Genomic DNA, 16,056 nt, shown 5'->3' on the forward strand with positions numbered 1-16,056 from the left:
GTCGACTACTCCTCGCCGGTGTAGTCGACCTGCTTGCCCCTGCGGGTGAAGGCCCAGGTGATCACCCACAGCACGACGCCGAGGCCGATCAACAGGGCAGCGATCTCGTACTGCTCCATCTGATCCTCGGTCCGAGCCCACGGGCCGACGAGATAGGCACACGTCACCGCGCCGATGTAGGGCATGACCGTTGGCGAGCGGAAGTGCGGGCGATCGACCACGTCCTTGCGCAGCACGATCAGCGCGATGTTGACCACGGTGAACACACCGAGCAGCAACAACGCCGTCGTGCCACCCAGCAGCGAGACCGTGTTCGCTCCGGAAGCGCTGCCGCTCTCGATCACCACGTAGGTGATCAGGCCGAGCGCGATCACGGTGGTGAAGGCGATGGAGACGTACGGCGTGCGACGCACCTGGTGCACCCGGCCGAGCGGCTTGGGGAGGACACCCTGGTTGGCCATGCCGTAGAGCAGGCGGCTGGCCATCAGCATGTTGATCAGTGCCGAGTTGGCCACCGCGAACATGCCGATGAACGGGAAGATGCGGTCGAACGGGAGGTCCGGCGCACCGGCGGCCACGACCTGGGTGAGAGCACTGCCCTTGTCGGCATTGGTCAGGTCTCCGACCGGGACCAGCGCAACGGCGGTGATCGCCACCAGCACGTAGATGAGGCCGGTGATGAAGAGTCCGGTCAGCATCATCTTCGGGAAGTCGCGCTCGGGGTTCTTGCACTCCTCGGCCATGTTCACCGAGTCCTCGAAACCGACCATCGCGAAGAAGGCCAGGGCGGTGCCCGTGGAGACGGTGATGAACAGCGACTTGTCCTCGGGCGATTCGAAGACCACCGTGCGGGAGAAGTCGGCGTCGCCCTGGGTGACGGCGTACAGGCCGACGAAGATGATCAGCAGCAGACCGGACAGCTCGACCATCGTCAGCACGACGTTGGTCATCACGCTCTCACTGACGCCACGGAAGTTCACCGCGGCGATGAGGGCCATGAATGCCAGGGCGATCAGCAGGATCGGGGTGCTGCCCGCCTCGTAGCCGAGCTCGAGCCCGTCGCTGAGGAAGCCGGCGAACGCGTTCGCGGCGGTGGAGGCCGACGTGATGCCCGAGCACATCACCGTGAAGGCGACGATGAAGGTGATGAAGTGGATGCCGAACGCCTTGTGCGTGTAGAGCGCGGCGCCGGCGGCCTGGGGGTATTTGGTGACCAGCTCGAGGTAGGAGAACGCGGTGATCGTGGCCACGATGAAGGCCGCCAGGAAGGGTGCCCACGCGGCACCTCCGACCTGTCCGGCGACGTCACCGGTCAGCGCGTAGACACCGGTACCGAGGATGTCGCCGACGATGAACAGCAGGAGGAGCTTGGGTCCGATCGCGCGGTTCAGCTCGGTGCCCTCGTCGCCCGGGACTTCGGCCACATCGTCTCTGGTCGTGCTCATGAAGACCTCCACAGTCGGGTTCACGACTCCGGACGAGCCGCGGTCGGCAAGGCGACCTCGATCTGACCGTCTTCACTCTGGCGCGATGGCGCCACTTTGGCAACAACCCTCGCCCGGGTGGTGACACCCGAAACGGCGCCGCGATCGCCCCGTTGCAGGAGCGGACGCGGCGCCGTCTGAGCGGTCGAGTGCGGGAGGGGTCAGCGGACCTCGCAGTCGACCGGGGTGTCGCACGGCTGAACCGGGTGGTTCTCGACGACCGCACCCGAGGCGTCATAGGCGACCACCGTGGCCAGGTCTCCGGGGATCTCGGCCCAGAACATCGTCTCGCCGGGAACCAACGCACCGCTGGAGACCTCGGCGTCGACGGTCGTGCCGTCGGTCCTGATGTATTCGACCCGGGTCACGGTCGTGCCGTCCATGCCGCCCACCCACAGCGTCGTCGGGCTGCCGGTGGAGTAGTTGTCATCGCTGAACAGCTCCATCTTCGAACCCGGGGTCAGGAACTTCTCGGTGCCCAGGCCCCACAGGTAGCGCCGCTCGTTGCCGTTGTCGGAGATCATCGCCGGACGACAGGGTCCGCTGATCGGCTTGTCCGCATTCCAGTCCCAGGCCGCCATGCAGGCGAGCTCGACGGAACCCGAGTCGACGGCGATGCCCATCTCGGCCGAGCCGACCGGGTAGCTTCCGTCGTCGCCGCCGAGCTCGCCCTTCTCGATGTCCTGGACACCTTGGTAGAGCCAGTTCGGGAACGCGTCGGCGGCATACATCGTGACGCCGGTGTAGTAGTGCGTGCCCATGGGGATCGGGTCGCCCTCGATTCGCTCCGGGCCGAGCGGCTTCTCACCCATGGCGTCGGGTCCGGCAGCCGTTCCGGGAATCACCACGAGGCTCGGCGAGACCTGGGTGGCGCCCGGGATCTCGGCGAGCGCACGCTGGGCGATCGGGCGGAGGGCGGAGGCGCCCGGGTCGGCGGCGACCTGACTGTCTGTCGGCTTGTCGTTCTCGCTGTCGGTGCCGGGCAGGACGGCGTACGCCGCCGTCGCCACGAGGGTGACTGCCAGCAGACCACCCGCGCCCATCGCGGCACGGCGTCCGGTGCGGCGACGACGCCCCCGGGCGCGGATGCCGTGCAGGTCGGGACTGCCCAGCAGCTCGGAGCGCGGCGTGGACAGTCTCTCTTCCAGGTGTTCGATCTCGCGGTTCATCGGTTTCTCCCCGTCGTCATGGTGTCGGTCGGTTGTGCGGCGGCACTCACCCGCAACTTGCCGAGAGCTCGCGCCAACGTGCTCTTCACGGTCCCGGCGGCAATGCCGAGCTCGACAGCGACTGCTGCCTCGGACAGGTCGAAGTAGTGCCGGAGAAGAACCACACGACGCTCCTTGTCGGTCAGCGTCGCGAGCAGGCGGACCAGTTCGTCGCGGTCACCCAACGGGTCACCCGGATCGATGGCCGCGTGGTCCCCGACCAGGTCGCCGACCTCCTGCACCCTGCGCTTGCGCAAACGATCGATGTTGAGGTTGACCAGCACCCTGCGGGTGAAGGCCATCGCATCGTCCCTGCGCACTTTGTGCCATGAGGAGTAGGTGCGGATCAGCGCAGTCTGGGCGAGGTCCTCGGCCAGGTGGTGGTCGCTGGTCAGCAGGTAGGCCGCCCAGCGCAACCGCGGCCACGCGGCCACCGCGAACTCGTCGAAGTCTGCGTCGTTTCGCCGCATCCGTTCCCCCTTCGTCCTGTCGTCACCCATCACTACGGATCCGGGTCGATCGGGGTTCTGTCCGGCGCCTACAATTTTCCAGCATGCCAGCAGATCAGCCGAAGAAGACCTGTGCCTCGGCGTACTCCCGGGCACTGACCAGCTTGAGCTCACCGGTCGCCTCCGCCAACGGGATGCGGACGATGCCGGTGCCGCGCAGCGCCATCATCGTGCCGAAATCGCCGTCAGCCACCGCGTCGGCGGCCTGCAGGCCAAGGCGGGTGGCCAACCAGCGGTCGAACGCGGTCGGCGTACCGCCTCGCTGAATGTGGCCCAGAACCACCGAGCGCGCCTCCTTGCCGGTGCGCTGCTCGATCTGACGGGCCAACCGGTCCCCGATGCCACCGAGTCGGACGTGCCCGAACTCGTCGAGGTCCGCCTCCTGCAGTGACGCGTCGCCCTCGCGAGGGGCGGCGCCCTCGGAGACCACGATGATCGGGGCGTACTCGCTCTCGAACCGCCGCTCGACCAGACGGCACACCTCGACGATGTCGTAGGGCTGCTCGGGAATCAGCACGATGCTGGCTCCTCCGGCGATGCCGGCGTGCAGGGCGATCCAGCCGGCGTGACGTCCCATCACCTCGACAACGAGCACCCGGTGGTGGGACTCGGCCGTGGTGTGCAGCCGGTCGATGGCCTCGGTGGCGATGTTGACCGCGGTGTCGAAGCCGAAGGTGAAGTCGGTGCCCGACAGGTCGTTGTCGATCGTCTTGGGTACGCCGACCACGTCGACGCCGAGCTCGGCCAGCTTGGTTGCGACACCGAGCGTGTCCTCGCCGCCGATCGCCACGAGGGCATCGACACCGTCACGGCGAAGGTTCTCCCGGATGCGCTCCACTCCCCCGTCGATCGCAAAGGGGTTGGTGCGCGAGGAGCCCAGGATCGTGCCCCCACGCGGCAGGATGCCGCGGCACTGCTCCACCCCGAGCGCCATCGTCAAACCTTCCAACGGGCCCTTCCAGCCGTCGCGATAGCCGACGAACTCGAAGCCGTGCACCGTGGCGCCCTTGCGTACGACGGCCCGGATCACCGCGTTCAGCCCGGGACAGTCGCCTCCGCCGGTGAGCAGTCCTACTCGCATCCGGTACTCCTTTGCTCGGCTCGGCCCAGCGTCCCACCGACTGCTCAGAACAGCCAGACCAGGTAGGCGATCAGGGCGCCGGTGACGCCCCCGCCCACGCCCGCAACCACCAGCATCGCGTAGCCACCGACCACGGTGCGGTCCGTGGGCAGCTTCTCCGAACGCCAGCGCGGATCCGCGGCAGCCGCTGCCACATCGTCGTTGGTGGCCCGCAGGTCGAGCACCCCCACCTCGGGCAGAGTGGGATGCAGGGCAAGCCACGCCGGCGCCCCCGACCGGAGAGCCACGGGGCTGAGCGCCGCGACCCTGCGTGGCGGGCCGTCGGGTGGCAACACCGTGAAGGCCGTGCTGTGGGCCAGTCCCGACTGGTGTTCCCCCGCACCCAGGCCCCACGGCCGGTGCTTCGTCCACTTCCGCTGCCGGATCACCCGTGCGGGCACCACGGCCGCGGTCGCCCTGCCGTCGACGATCGCGCGACTGCCGCTGTCGAGCTCGTCGTGCAGCCGGGCGGCAACCCGTCGCGACCACACGACCACGGTGACACCCCACGCGACGACGAAGGCCAGGGCGAACCCGACGATCCACAGTGCTCTGGTCAACTCCGGCACCGTGTGGACGTGGAGCATGCCCAGTGACGACCCGATGAGCAGTCCGAACGGAAAGATCTGCCCGAAGATGACGGCCCGGGTGTAGCCGGACAGGTCATTCAGCATGTCGGCAGGCTTCCCCTTCCGCGCAACTTCAACCCCTCGCACTAGGGTCTGGTCCATGACCTTCTCGATCGTGGCCCGGTCCGCCGACGGCGAGTCCTGGGGAGTTGCCGTCGCCTCGAAGTTCCTCGCCGTGGGCAACGCCGTCCCGGCGGCGGTCGCCGGCATCGGCGCCATCGCCACCCAGGCCAACGCCAACGTCGCCTACAAGGGCCTGGCCCTGGCCCACCTCGACGAGGGCGCCACCGCGCCGGTCGCGTTGCAGCGACTCCTCGAGGAGGATCCTGACCGCGACCACCGCCAGGTGGGCATCGTCGACGTCGACGGCGGCGCTGCCTCGCACACGGGTCCGGCCTGCTTCGACTGGGCCGGCGGCCTGGTCGGCACCGGCTATGCGATCCAGGGCAACATCCTTGCCGGTCGCGAGGTGGTCGAGGCGATGGAGGCCGCCTGGTTGGGCTCGGCCCCGGACCTGCCCCTCGCCGACCGTCTGCTGGCAGCACTCACCGCCGGCGACGAGGCCGGAGGTGATCGCCGCGGACGACAGTCCGCGGCCCTGCTCGTCGTCCGCGAGGAGGCTGGCTACGGCGGCCACGACGACGTGGCCGTCGACCTTCGGGTGGACGACCACACCGCGCCGATCCCTGAGCTGGCGCGACTCCTGGAGCTCAACGACCTGTTCCTGACCGCCACCCGCGACGAGGACAAGATCGACGTGACTCCCGAGCTCGACGCCGAGATCTCCGACCTCGTGCAGGCGCTGGGTCACGACGACCTGCTGGAGTGGGTCGGCACCGAGAACTACGAGATGCGCGTGGCGCCCAGCGGGTCCTGGATCGACCGACGGGTGCTGGCCATCCTGCGAGCCACCAAGGAGTCGACGTGAGCATCCTCGCCATCGACGCCGGCACCACCGGCGTCACCGCGCTCGTCGTGACGCCGGAGGGCACGATCGCAGCCCGTGGCTACCAGGAGTTCGGCCAGCACTTCCCTCGTCCGGGCTGGGTCGAGCACACACCCGAGGAGATCTGGCAGGCCACCATCGAGGCAACTCGCGAGGTGATCAAGTCCTACGACGGTGAGCTGACCGGCCTCGGCATCACCAACCAGCGCGAGACGATCATGCTCTGGGACCGCGAGACGCTGGGGTCGCCGCGACGCGCCATCGTCTGGCAGGACAGGCGCACCGCCGACATCTGCAACCGCCTGCGGGCCGACGGACACGAGCAGCGGGTCACCGAGCTGACCGGTCTGCGCCTCGACCCCTACTTCTCGGCCACCAAGCTGATGTGGCTGGCCGAGAACGAAGCCAACACCTGGGCGCTGGTGAAGTCGGGCCGCTACGCGATCGGCACCGTCGACTCCTACCTGATCGCCCGCATGACGCGCGGCACCTGGCACGTCACCGACGTCTCCAACGCATCCCGCACCCTGTTGTTCGACCTCACCACCGGCGACTGGTCAGACGAGCTGTGCGACCTGTTCGGCGTACCCCGCGACGCCCTGCCCGACCTGGTGCCCAACTGGGGCGAGGTGGCGGTGACCGATCCGAAGGTCTTCTGCGGCCTGTCACTGCCGATCGCGGGCATCGCCGGCGACCAGCAGTCGGCGTTGTTCGGCCAGACCTGCTTCGACCCCGGCGACTCCAAGTGCACCTACGGCACGGGGTCCTTCATCCTCACCAACACCGGCACCGAGCTCGTGCGCAGCGATGCCGGGCTGTTGACCACCGCAGCCTGGCGATCACCCTCGGGCGAGCTGACCTACGCGCTCGAGGGTGCGATCTTCGTGACCGGCGCCGCGGTGCAGTGGCTGCGCGACGGACTGCAGATCGTCGGCACCGCTTCCGAGACCGCCGCGATCGCCGCCACCGTCCCGGACTCCGAGGGCGTCGTGTTCGTCCCGGCGCTGACCGGACTCGGCGCGCCGCACTGGGATCCGTTGGCTCGGGGACTGATCATCGGCCTGACCCGGGGCACCACGCGCGGGCACATCGTGCGCGCGACGCTGGAGGCGATCGCCTTCGAGGTGCGCGACGTGCTGGAGACCATGCCCTCTCTTGCCACGTTGAAGGTGGATGGCGGCGCCTCGGCCAACGACCTGCTCTGCCAGGTGCAGGCCGACCAGATCGGCGTACCGGTCGAGCGCCCGAAGATCGTCGACACCACCGCCCTCGGCGCCGCGTTCCTGGCCGGCCTGGGCACCGGCGTCTGGGAGAGCACCGACGATCTGCGCGAGACCTGGCAGCTCGACCGCAGCTTCTCGCCCGCGGAGGGTGTCCGGGAGAAGGCGGACGCCGCGCACGCGAAGTGGATCGACGCGGTCAACCGGTCGAAGGCCTGGGCCGACGCCTGAGGCAGGACGTCGCCCGACAGTCTGCTCAGCCCTGGAGTCGCGTCACCCGTGCGGAGGCACGCTGACGCGCCTGGTCTGCGGCTCGTACGTCGTCCCGCGCTGACTCGACCACCTGCTGCGCGTCGGCGAGCTGCTCGTCGATCTCGTCCTGCTCCTCCTCGTGCTCGCTGAGCCGGCGTCGCAGCTCGTCGATCTCGGCCTGCATCTGCAGGCTGCGGGCCTCGAGCTCCGCGACGTCGGCGGCGGCCGCGTCGAACGCTTCGGTGGCCGCATCGGCGTCGCGTTCGGCCTCGGCCAGCTCGACGCGGGCGATCTCGAGCCGCTTCGCGGTCTCGTCCGGGTCGGGCACGATGTGCAGCTCAGGGGGCGATGTGGAGGGAGCCTCGATGGTGGTGGGCGCGAAGCCGGCCGCGTCGGGCACCGCGACGCTGGAGGCTGCGTCGACGGCATCGACACCGGTGGCGGCCATCGCCGTGACCAGCAGCCCGGTGCGCACGGCGGCACCGGCAGCCTCGTCGACCATCGCCGCGGTGAGGGTGGCCTCGACCTGGTCAGCGACCGATGCGGTCACCTTCTGTCCATGCTCCACGGCCAGGGAGCGGGCCTGCTGGGTGATCGCCGAGGTCAGTTGCCGTCGCTGTCGGGTCAGAGCGCGCAGCTCCTCACCGTCCAGGGAGGACTGCGCCTCACGCAGGGCCGCCCCGACGAGCAGCACCTGGTCGACCTGGTCGGGGTCGCGGCGGACCAGGAGGTTGACCACCCAGGCCGAGGTCGAGGGCTTCTTGAGCGCCTTGATCCGGTCGGAGAGCTCCCGGTCGGTGGTCCGCAGCTCCTTCACCAGGGAGTCACGGGCCGGGGTGAACTCGGGCAGCGTCAGGCCATAGAGACGGTCGGCTGCCTCGAGGAGCGTGGTCACGCCTTGATCCTAGTGATCAGCGTGGGCGCGACGGTGGTGGGGACGGTACTCACGCGGAGGCGCGCAGTCCTGCGGTGAGCATGTCGGTGGCGATGTCGATCAGCTCGTCGCGCGAGCTGCCGACGGGTCTCTGCAAGGCGATGCGCAGGCAGGTCGCCTGCGTCACGCCCATCACCATGAAGACGAGTGAGTCAAGCCTCGCCGGTGACACCTCGGGGAGGTGCCTCGCCGGGATGACTCGGGCCAGGCTCTGCAGTCCGGCCTCGATCTCGGGCATCACGTTGGACTGCGTTCCCGAAGGCACGGCGTCGACCATCGCCAGGATCACGGGTGCGTGTCGCTCGAATGCCTCGGTGAGCGTGGCGACGACCTCACGCACGGCGTCGGGGAGATCTCGGTCGAGTGCCCGAGCCACGCCGGCCATGAGCTCGGCGGAGATCTCGGTGACGGCCTCCAGCCGGAGTGCCTCGAGAATGTCGGCCTTGTCGTCGAAGTAGCGGTAGAACGTGCCGCTGCTGACGTGGGCACGCTCGACAATGGCCGTTGTGGTCAGGCGCTCGGACCCGACGTCGCTCAGAAGTTGAACAGTCGCATCGAGAAGGTCCCTCCGCATGCGGATGGCCCGCTGCTGTCTCGGTCGGATCCGCTGTCGTTGAGCCACAATTTCGTCCTCTCGCCACCCGTTGTCGTGTCCAGAGAAAGTGAATGGAACATGAGGCATCCCCACTTTTATGCTGATGAGCATGGCAGCAATCCCCGGGCACGGCGAGCTTCCCACGACCGTGCGCCACCACGACGAGGCGTTGCGCCGGTTCGGTGACCGCGCGTCGGCGTACTTCTCGGGCATGTGGGACGGCGACCCGCTGGCCGACGCGTTCGTGGCGGACTTTGCCACGATCGGGCACGGGCGCGGCATGCGGATGCTGCGCCAGGCCTGCCGAGAAGGCGTCGACGCGGTTGAGGGAGCACCCGCATCACTGCGCGCGCTGTTCGCCCAGCTTGACGCCGTTCCTGCCTGGGTCGACCTGGCACGCATCAACCGCGACTCACGGCAACTGGCCCGCTACACCCGCCAGGCCGGCATCGTGCTCGGCGCCGCGTCGCTGGTCAGTGGCTACGCCAACTCCGCCGCCTCACGCCCGCTCGAGCTCACCGGGCGGTACGTCGAGAACGCCGGCATGCGTACGATCGAGGTCGGCTCCTGGTTGCTCGCGATCAACGCCGACCACGGGCTCGAACGCGACCGACCGGGCTTCGAGCTGACGGTGCGAGTGCGCATCATCCATGCCCTGGTGCGCCGCCAGCTCCTCGACTCCCCCGACTGGGACACCGACGCATGGGGCGTGCCGATCTGCCAGTCCTACCTGGCCTACACGTTGATCGAGTTCTGTCTGATCCCGTTGCGCGGCATGCGTGCGATCGGGGCGCCGTACCTGCCACACGAGGTCGACGCCTACTACGAGACCTGGCGCTACGTCGGGCACCTGCTGGGCATCGACCCGTCACTGCTGCCCACCGACGAGGCCGAGCAACGCGTGCTCGAGGAGCTCTACCTGCTCACCCGGCCACCGGTCGACGACTACTGCATCAGTCTGGTGGCCGCGATCAACGACGAGTTCCTCGTGCCCGAGATCGAGGAGTTGCTCCCCCGACAGCTCTACGGCGTCGCGCCGCCCGTGGTGCACGGTCTTGAGCGGATCTTCCTCGGCGAGAAGATCGCCGACGAGCTGCAGGTCCCGACGACCCGGGCCACGCCGTTCATCCGGCTGCTCGGCTCACTGATGCTGGTGGTGAACCTCCTGATCGACCGCATTCCCGGGTCCTTGACCCTCCGCACCCGCCTTGGCGAGCGGTACCGCGACCAGCAGGAGACCCGTCTGCGCACGCGCTACTCCGTCCGGCACGACCTGGTCGACGATTCGCCCGCAGGTGGCAAGCCGCACCCGGCCCGCGACCCCGGTTGACCCACGAGTCGTGGGTTCTCGTCCGTCGACTTGTTGATTCTGCCGTGCCGAAAACCCCAACTCGGCGGACCAGAATCAACAAGTCGTGACCACGAAGTGGAGAGCCGGCTCCCGACGCCCGTTGCCTGCGCCGAGCTCGATCGGGTCACCCGGGTCGGGATCGACGCGCACGAAACCGCACTTCTCCAGCACCCGCTGGGAGGCGAGGTTGCTCACCGTCGTCGACGCGCGGACGTCGGTGACACCGCGGCGGGCCATCTCCGCGAGACCGAGTCGCACGGCCTGCGAGGCACGGCCACGTCCCGTTGCCCTCGCCGCGAACCGGTAGCCCAGATCGGCCCGGCCCTCGGCCACGTTCAAGAAGTTGACCCGGCCGATCAGACGGGACTGCTCGTCCCGGACGAGGAAGTACTGGTCGACACCGTCGGCCTGGTCCCGCAGTCTCTCGGCCAGGTGGTCGTCGAACCCGTCGAAGAACGCGTCACCACGATCGGGAATGCTACGCGTGAACCAGGCACGGTTCTCCCGCTCGAAGGCCAGCAGCTCGTCGCGGTCCTCGGTCCGCAACGGCCGGATCGTCGTCCCCGTGAAGGAGTACTCGAGCTCGGTCGGACACGGCGGCCACACCGACTCCTGCTGTCGGCCCGTCGGCACCCAACCCAGGTGCTCGTAGAGTCTCCGGGCGCGCCCGTTGGCGGCGAGCACCCACAGCTGGATGCCGAGTCCCCCGGCAGCCACGGCGCGTTCGACGCCCTGCCGGCCCAGTCCCTCACCCCACGAGGCGGGGTGCACGAACACGTGCCGCAACGAGCTGTCGTCGTACGCCGTGACGGCACGCAGCCCGTCGACGCCATCGACCACCTCGACCGTGACGTCACCGGACTCGAAGACCAGAGCCCATCGGGCCAGCACGTCGTCCTCGGGGAAGGGCTCCGCGAAGACGTGACCCAGCGCGGCGAGGCAGGCGTCGCGCTCCAGCTCCATCAGGGCCAGCGCCTCGTCAGGAGCCGCGCGGCGCCAACCGGACGGCGGGGTCATTCCTCGTCGAGGCCCTGTTCGATGGCATAGCGGGTCAGCTCGACCCGGTTGTGCAGCTGGAGCTTGCGCAGGGTGTTCTGCACATGGTTCTGCACGGTGCGGTGCGAGAGCACCAGGCGCTCGGCGATCTGCTTGTAGGACATGCCCTTGGCCACCAGCCGGAGCACCTCGGTCTCACGGTCGGTGAGCTTCGGCGTGCCGTCGTCGGCGGGCGCGTCGAGGAGCCGGCGGTACTCGCCGAGCACCAAGCCGGCCAGGCCGGGCGTGAAGACGGTGTCGCCCTGCGCCACCCGGCGTACGGCGTCAAGCAGCTCGTCGCGGGAGGCGGACTTGACCAGATAACCGGTGGCGCCGGCCTTGACCGCGTCGAGGACGTCGTTCTGCTCACCCGACGCCGAGAGGATGAGCACCCGCGTCGACGGGTCCTGCCGGACCACCTCGGCGGTCACCTCGACCCCGTTGGGCGCGGGGATCTGCAGGTCGAGCACGAGCACCTGCGGCCGCGCGGCCGGGAAGCGGGCCAACGCCTCGGACCCGTTGGCAGCCACGGCCACCACGTTGAGGCCGGCCGCGACCAGGTCGCGCTCCACGGCGTCACGCCACATCGGGTGGTCGTCGACCACCATCACCCGGATCGGCTCGTCCCCGCTCATCCGCATCCTCCTCGTGTCACCCGAACCCTAGACGAAGCCGTGGCCACGACCGCTGCGCGGTGGTTGAGGAGCGAGCGCCAGCAAGCGTCTCGACCCATTCACCTGGCGTGCTGGTAGCGGCCCCGACGGTGCACCAACGGCTCACCGTCGTCACCGATCACGGCGTGCTCGATGGTCGCGGTCACCAGCGACGACCAGCCGACCTCGGTGACCGACTCGACGCGTACGCCGACCCAGGTGGTGATCGTGGACAGCACCGGACCCCACTCGGTCTCCGCCCAGGTGACACCCTGGTCGAACTGGGCGAACTGCCCGCCGGGCGCGGGGACGGTGCCGGCGAAGATGTCGGCCAGGTTGTGGTGGCGGTAGTGCAGGAGCGAGACCGCGGCCGTGTGGTTGTCGCCGAGCCGGTCCATCAGGTCGGAGTCCGGATCGATCAGCCCGAGCACCCGGCCCGGTTCCCCGGCGGCGACCATCAATGACGAGACGGTGAGGCCGGCGCGTTCGGAGGCGTCGCCACTGGTCCACAGCGTCACCTGCCCACCGAGCCGACCCCGCAGCCGGCGTACGGGGTCGCGCTCACCGGGAGGTTCGAGGAACGGGTGCTCGCGATGGATGGTCACGACCGCGAGCCTAGAGGAGACCGGTCGGATCGCGGGACCGTGAACTCCCACTCGGTGCCGGTGCCCGGTGTGGAGAACAGCTCGGCGCCGCCCCCGAGGTCGGCGATGCGACCCCGGATCGACTCGGTGATCCCGAGACGCCCGGAGGACGCGGCCTCGTCGAGGCGACCGGGCGGGATCCCCGGGCCTTCGTCGCGGACGCTGACCACGACCTTGTCGCCGAGGTCCTCGAGCAGCACCCAGGCGGGCGCGTCCTCGCCGACGTGGACGGCGACGTTGTCGAGACACGCCGAGACCACGGCAGCGAGCTCGTCGACGACGCGCTGCGTGAGCTCGACCGCGACACCTGGGGTCACCACGCTGACCGACGACGGTCGGCGTGCGGCCAGTCGCTCGAGGGCACCGCCGAGGTCGGCGACAGAATCCTCCGGCGACGCCGCCGACGCGGGGGTCTGCAGGGTGTCCTGCTGCCGGATCAGGGATCGCAGCGCCTGCTCCTGCTCCCCGGCGAGCCGGCCCAGGTGCACGCCCTCGCCGCCGAGCTCGGGGCCCTTGCGTTGCACGAGTGCGAGCACCTGGAGTACGCCGTCATGCACGGCACGGGCCAGGCGGGCCCGCTCACCGGCAACGGCCGCCGCTCGCTCGGCACGGTCGCGTTCGGCCGCCATCCGCTGGAGAGACCCGCACATGTAGCCGACGATCGGTCCGGCGATCATCAGCAGGAAGACGTGGCCGTAGTTGGTCTGGCTGATCTGCTCGCGGATCAGCAGGTCGGTGGCCGAGAGCACCCCCGCGGCGATCAGTGCCCCCACCCATCGCCAGTGGATCGCCCACGCCATCAGGGCTCCTGCGATCCAGAACCCCGGCACGGTCGCGTTGAAGCCGTCGCCCTTCACGAACGGGGTCGAGAGCAGCGTGGCGAAGGCGATGAGCAGGTCGGCCACCAGGAGCGCCGGGACGCGCCGGCGCGGGGCGTCGTACGCCCAGATCGCGACGGCGGTCCACACCACCATCACTCCCACGAGCGCCAGACCGGCGCCGCGGTGGGTGAAGTTGTCGAGACGGTAGACGGTCAGCCCGACCGTGTTGGCCACGAGCACGACCCGCAGAACGGCCAGCGCGCGGAACATGCGGTTCTCCACCGCGAGGGCGGCGTCGACCGGCCCGGCCTCGACACCGGACGCCGGGAGCGCGGACCGACTCAGGACGCCTGCTTCGTCTCGCCGGTGCCCGGGTCCTTGGTGCCCTGCTCCTTGGCGGCGTCCTTGGCCGCGGCCGCTTCCTTCTCGAGCCGCTTCGACTCCTCCTTGGCACGGGTGGCGTAGAGGTCGACGTACTCCTGGCCGGAGAGGTTCATGATCTCGTACATGATCTCGTCGGTGATCGAGCGCAGGATGTAGCGGTCGTTCTCGAGGCCCTCGTAGCGGGAGAAGTCGAGTGGCTTGCCGAAGCGCACCATCGGACGGGTCACCTTGCCGAACTTCTTGCCGGGGGGCGCCACCACGTCGGTGCCGACCACGGCCACGGGGATCACGGGCACCCCGGTCTCGAGCGCCAGGCGGGCGACACCGGTCTTGCCTCGATAGAGCTTGCCGTCGTGGGACCTGGTGCCCTCGGGGTAGATGCCGAAGAGCTCGTCACGGCCGAGCACCGACTTGGCCGAGAGCAATGCACCCTCGGCGGCGTTGGCGCCGGAGCGGTCGATCGGGATCTGGCCCGAGCCGCTGAAGAAGTGCTTCTGGAAGAAGCCCTTGATGCCGGGGCTGGTGAAGTACTCCGCCTTGGCCACGAACGAGACCCGACGCGGCAGCGTCAACGGCATGAAGAGCCAGTCGGCGTACGAGAGGTGGTTGCTGGCCAGGATGGCGGGACCGGACTCGGGCACGTTCTCGAGGCCCTCGGCCTGAGGCCGGAAGATCACGCGGAGCAGCGGACCGAGTGCGATGAACTTCAGGAACCAGTAGAACACCCGGTTGTCCTCCTCTTCGACGGCAGCGCGGCCACAGTCCTCGGCGACCACGTGAAGACTAGCCCGCTTTCGATTTCCCCGGACAGCGCGTCTCGGTCGATGTCGATGGGGCATGATCGTCGGGTGCCCCTCGACGACCAGCTCGCGCCCCTGTCCGTGCCCGCTCGCCCCGAGGCCTCCAAGACCCCGCACCTGAAGGTCGGCGTCCTCCTCAGCCACGGTTTCACCGGCTCTCCCGCCTCGATGCGGGCCTGGGCCGAGTTCCTCGCCGTCCACGGGTACGCCGTCGAGGTGCCGTTGCTCCCGGGCCACGGATCCACCTGGCAGGAGATGAACCTCACCACCTGGCAGGACTGGTACGCCGAGGTCGCCAGGGCCTTCGACAAGCTGGTGCGTGAGAACGACACCGTCATCGTCGGTGGGCTCTCCATGGGCGGTGCGCTGGCCCTGCGCCTCGCGGCGGACCGGCCCGACGACGTCGCCGGTGTGCTGCTGGTCAACGCGGCGGTCGCCTCCACCAACAAGCAGCTGCTGGCGCTTCCGCTGCTGCGGCACGTGGTGAAGTCGATGCCCGGAATCGGCAACGACATCAAGAAGCCGGGCGGCGACGAGCGCGGCTATGACCGCACCCCGCTCAACTCGCTGCACTCCATGGTGCGGGCCTGGAAGCCGCTCCGCGTCGACCTGCCGAAGGTGACCGCCCCGATCCGGTTCTTCCGCTCCGCGGAGGATCACGTCGTGGATCCCTCGTCGGTGCAGGTGGTGCGCTCCTCGGTGTCCTCGCGGATCTTCGAGGAGCGCATCCTCGAGGACAGCTATCACGTGGCCACGCTCGACAACGACGCCACGACGATCTTCGAGGAGTCCCTCGAGTTCATCCGCACCCTGACCCATCCCCAGCGACCGGCGTCGACCTGAGCCTTGTCCCCATCACCCTCGTAGGCTGGCCTCGTGGAACGGGACGAGAACGCGCTGTGGGACGAGATCGTCGCCCATTACGACGAGACCGCCGGTGTCGAGGACGACACGGTCATCGATCCGTTCATCGACGTCGCGCTGCCCGAGGACGATGACCCCGAGGCAGGTCTGCCCCGCGCGGACCCGCACGACCCTCACACCGTGGATCTGTCGGGCGTGGATCTCCCCGAGCTCGACCCGCCCGACGTGGTCTTCCCCGATGAGCAGCCGCAGGCGTACGTCGTACCGCCGCCGGAGCCTGAGCCCGAGGAGCCGCCGGAGCTGCGTGCGTGGGGCGACGAGGGGCGCTACGTCCCGCCGCCACCGGAGCCGATCCCGCTCCCCGAGAAGAACCGGTTGATCGGCTGGCTTGGCGTCTTCGGCGCGCCGCTGATCGCGTTGATCGCCCTGGTGCTGCACCACCCGTTCCGCGGCCTGCTCGCGCTGTTGCTGGTGGCCTGGTTCGTCGGCGGCTTCATCTACCTGGTGCGCACCATGCCCGACGAGCCCCGCGACCCCTGGGACGACGGCTCCCGCATCTGACCCGTCGCCAGTTCGGGGTGACCCGTCGCCAGTTCGTCGAACTCAC

General features: G+C 69.2%; 17 protein-coding genes. 5 read left to right on the plus strand and 12 right to left on the minus strand.

From position 1 onward, the window contains the following. Positions 1-5: 5 nt before the first annotated feature. The 5 genes from NJ4_RS21850 to NJ4_RS21870 all read right to left on the minus strand — a co-directional run bounded on the left by NJ4_RS21850 (position 6) and on the right by NJ4_RS21870 (position 4,995). A complete protein-coding gene (locus tag NJ4_RS21850; RefSeq protein ID WP_067440517.1) occupies positions 6-1,445 on the minus strand; it encodes an APC family permease in 1,440 nt (479 codons plus the stop codon). Between the two features lie 200 nt (positions 1,446-1,645). Continuing rightward, a complete protein-coding gene (locus NJ4_RS21855; RefSeq protein ID WP_067440475.1) occupies positions 1,646-2,653 on the minus strand; it encodes a hypothetical protein in 1,008 nt (335 codons plus the stop codon). After that, on the minus strand, positions 2,650-3,162 hold the full coding sequence (locus NJ4_RS21860) for a SigE family RNA polymerase sigma factor (protein ID WP_067440520.1): 513 nt from the start codon (positions 3,160-3,162) through the stop codon (positions 2,650-2,652). The genes NJ4_RS21855 and NJ4_RS21860 overlap by 4 nt, the downstream gene beginning before the upstream one ends. A gap of 94 nt (positions 3,163-3,256) precedes the next feature. Beyond that, positions 3,257-4,282: a 6-phosphofructokinase gene (locus NJ4_RS21865; RefSeq protein WP_067440478.1), complete on the minus strand. Its 1,026-nt coding sequence runs from the start codon at positions 4,280-4,282 to the stop codon at positions 3,257-3,259. Between the two features lie 44 nt (positions 4,283-4,326). Further along, on the minus strand, positions 4,327-4,995 hold the full coding sequence (locus NJ4_RS21870; protein WP_067440481.1) for a hypothetical protein: 669 nt from the start codon (positions 4,993-4,995) through the stop codon (positions 4,327-4,329). 55 nt (positions 4,996-5,050) lie between these two features. Here NJ4_RS21870 and NJ4_RS21875 point away from each other — a divergent pair, with 55 nt between their 5' ends. Both NJ4_RS21875 and glpK read left to right on the plus strand, forming a co-directional pair. Further along, on the plus strand, positions 5,051-5,878 hold the full coding sequence (locus NJ4_RS21875) for a DUF1028 domain-containing protein (protein WP_067440484.1): 828 nt from the start codon (positions 5,051-5,053) through the stop codon (positions 5,876-5,878). Beyond that, on the plus strand, positions 5,875-7,347 hold the full coding sequence (gene glpK / locus NJ4_RS21880; protein WP_067440487.1) for a glycerol kinase GlpK: 1,473 nt from the start codon (positions 5,875-5,877) through the stop codon (positions 7,345-7,347). Before NJ4_RS21875 ends, glpK begins: the two co-directional genes overlap by 4 nt. 25 nt (positions 7,348-7,372) lie before the next feature. Here the strand turns inward: glpK and NJ4_RS21885 are convergent, their stop codons facing one another. Continuing rightward, a complete protein-coding gene (locus NJ4_RS21885) occupies positions 7,373-8,263 on the minus strand; it encodes a hypothetical protein (protein ID WP_067440490.1) in 891 nt (296 codons plus the stop codon). Between the two features lie 49 nt (positions 8,264-8,312). Further along, positions 8,313-8,876, minus strand: a complete 564-nt coding sequence (locus tag NJ4_RS26115) for a TetR/AcrR family transcriptional regulator (RefSeq protein WP_067440493.1) — start codon at positions 8,874-8,876, stop codon at positions 8,313-8,315. A 130-nt stretch (positions 8,877-9,006) separates the two neighbouring features. On the opposite strand from NJ4_RS26115, the gene NJ4_RS21895 reads away from it, so the two are divergent. Then, a complete protein-coding gene (locus tag NJ4_RS21895) occupies positions 9,007-10,227 on the plus strand; it encodes an oxygenase MpaB family protein (protein ID WP_067440523.1) in 1,221 nt (406 codons plus the stop codon). A gap of 75 nt (positions 10,228-10,302) precedes the next feature. Here the strand turns inward: NJ4_RS21895 and NJ4_RS21900 are convergent, their stop codons facing one another. The 5 genes from NJ4_RS21900 to NJ4_RS21920 form a co-directional block, all read right to left on the minus strand. After that, positions 10,303-11,265 (minus strand): GNAT family N-acetyltransferase, encoded by a 963-nt coding sequence (locus tag NJ4_RS21900; RefSeq protein WP_067440496.1) that lies wholly within the window; start codon positions 11,263-11,265, stop codon positions 10,303-10,305. Next, the gene (locus NJ4_RS21905) at positions 11,262-11,924 is read right to left on the minus strand and encodes a response regulator (RefSeq protein WP_217996955.1); all 663 of its coding nucleotides are present in this window, start codon (positions 11,922-11,924) and stop codon (positions 11,262-11,264) included. Before NJ4_RS21905 ends, NJ4_RS21900 begins: the two co-directional genes overlap by 4 nt. Positions 11,925-12,016: 92 nt before the next feature. Next, positions 12,017-12,541 carry a flavin reductase family protein gene (locus tag NJ4_RS21910; protein WP_067440502.1) on the minus strand — a complete coding sequence of 175 codons (525 nt, stop codon included), beginning with the start codon at positions 12,539-12,541 and terminating at the stop codon, positions 12,017-12,019. Further along, entirely contained in the window at positions 12,538-13,683 is a 1,146-nt protein-coding gene (gene macS / locus NJ4_RS21915; RefSeq protein WP_281178376.1) for a MacS family sensor histidine kinase, read from the minus strand. Before macS ends, NJ4_RS21910 begins: the two co-directional genes overlap by 4 nt. Positions 13,684-13,742: 59 nt before the next feature. Next, positions 13,743-14,510, minus strand: coding sequence for a lysophospholipid acyltransferase family protein (locus NJ4_RS21920; RefSeq protein ID WP_067440526.1), 768 nt, complete (start codon positions 14,508-14,510; stop codon positions 13,743-13,745). Between the two features lie 123 nt (positions 14,511-14,633). Between NJ4_RS21920 and NJ4_RS21925 the strand changes: the two genes are divergently transcribed. Together NJ4_RS21925 and NJ4_RS21930 are read left to right on the plus strand one after the other, a co-directional pair. Further along, positions 14,634-15,428: an alpha/beta hydrolase gene (locus tag NJ4_RS21925; RefSeq protein ID WP_245644666.1), complete on the plus strand. Its 795-nt coding sequence runs from the start codon at positions 14,634-14,636 to the stop codon at positions 15,426-15,428. A gap of 33 nt (positions 15,429-15,461) precedes the next feature. Further along, positions 15,462-16,010, plus strand: coding sequence for a hypothetical protein (locus NJ4_RS21930; RefSeq protein WP_067440508.1), 549 nt, complete (start codon positions 15,462-15,464; stop codon positions 16,008-16,010). The last annotated feature ends 46 nt before the right edge of the window (positions 16,011-16,056 follow it).

It is taken from the genome of Nocardioides jensenii JCM 1364 = NBRC 14755 (genome assembly GCF_001552535.1).
Taxonomy (GTDB): domain Bacteria; phylum Actinomycetota; class Actinomycetes; order Propionibacteriales; family Nocardioidaceae; genus Nocardioides; species Nocardioides jensenii.

Bases quoted from the DNA above. Each gene is read 5' to 3' on its own strand.
- NJ4_RS21855 (WP_067440475.1), bottom strand. From the start codon at position 2,653: ATGAACCGCGAGATCGAACACCTGGAAGAGAGACTGTCCACGCCGCGC.
- NJ4_RS21865 (WP_067440478.1), bottom strand. From the start codon at position 4,282: ATGCGAGTAGGACTGCTCACCGGCGGAGGCGACTGTCCCGGGCTGAAC.
- NJ4_RS26115 (WP_067440493.1), bottom strand. From the start codon at position 8,876: ATGCGGAGGGACCTTCTCGATGCGACTGTTCAACTTCTGAGCGACGTC.
- NJ4_RS21895 (WP_067440523.1), top strand. From the start codon at position 9,007: ATGGCAGCAATCCCCGGGCACGGCGAGCTTCCCACGACCGTGCGCCAC.
- NJ4_RS21900 (WP_067440496.1), bottom strand. From the start codon at position 11,265: ATGACCCCGCCGTCCGGTTGGCGCCGCGCGGCTCCTGACGAGGCGCTG.
- NJ4_RS21860 (WP_067440520.1), bottom strand. From the start codon at position 3,162: ATGCGGCGAAACGACGCAGACTTCGACGAGTTCGCGGTGGCCGCGTGG.
- NJ4_RS21850 (WP_067440517.1), bottom strand. From the start codon at position 1,445: ATGAGCACGACCAGAGACGATGTGGCCGAAGTCCCGGGCGACGAGGGC.
- NJ4_RS21905 (WP_217996955.1), bottom strand. From the start codon at position 11,924: ATGCGGATGAGCGGGGACGAGCCGATCCGGGTGATGGTGGTCGACGAC.
- NJ4_RS21875 (WP_067440484.1), top strand. From the start codon at position 5,051: ATGACCTTCTCGATCGTGGCCCGGTCCGCCGACGGCGAGTCCTGGGGA.
- NJ4_RS21870 (WP_067440481.1), bottom strand. From the start codon at position 4,995: ATGCTGAATGACCTGTCCGGCTACACCCGGGCCGTCATCTTCGGGCAG.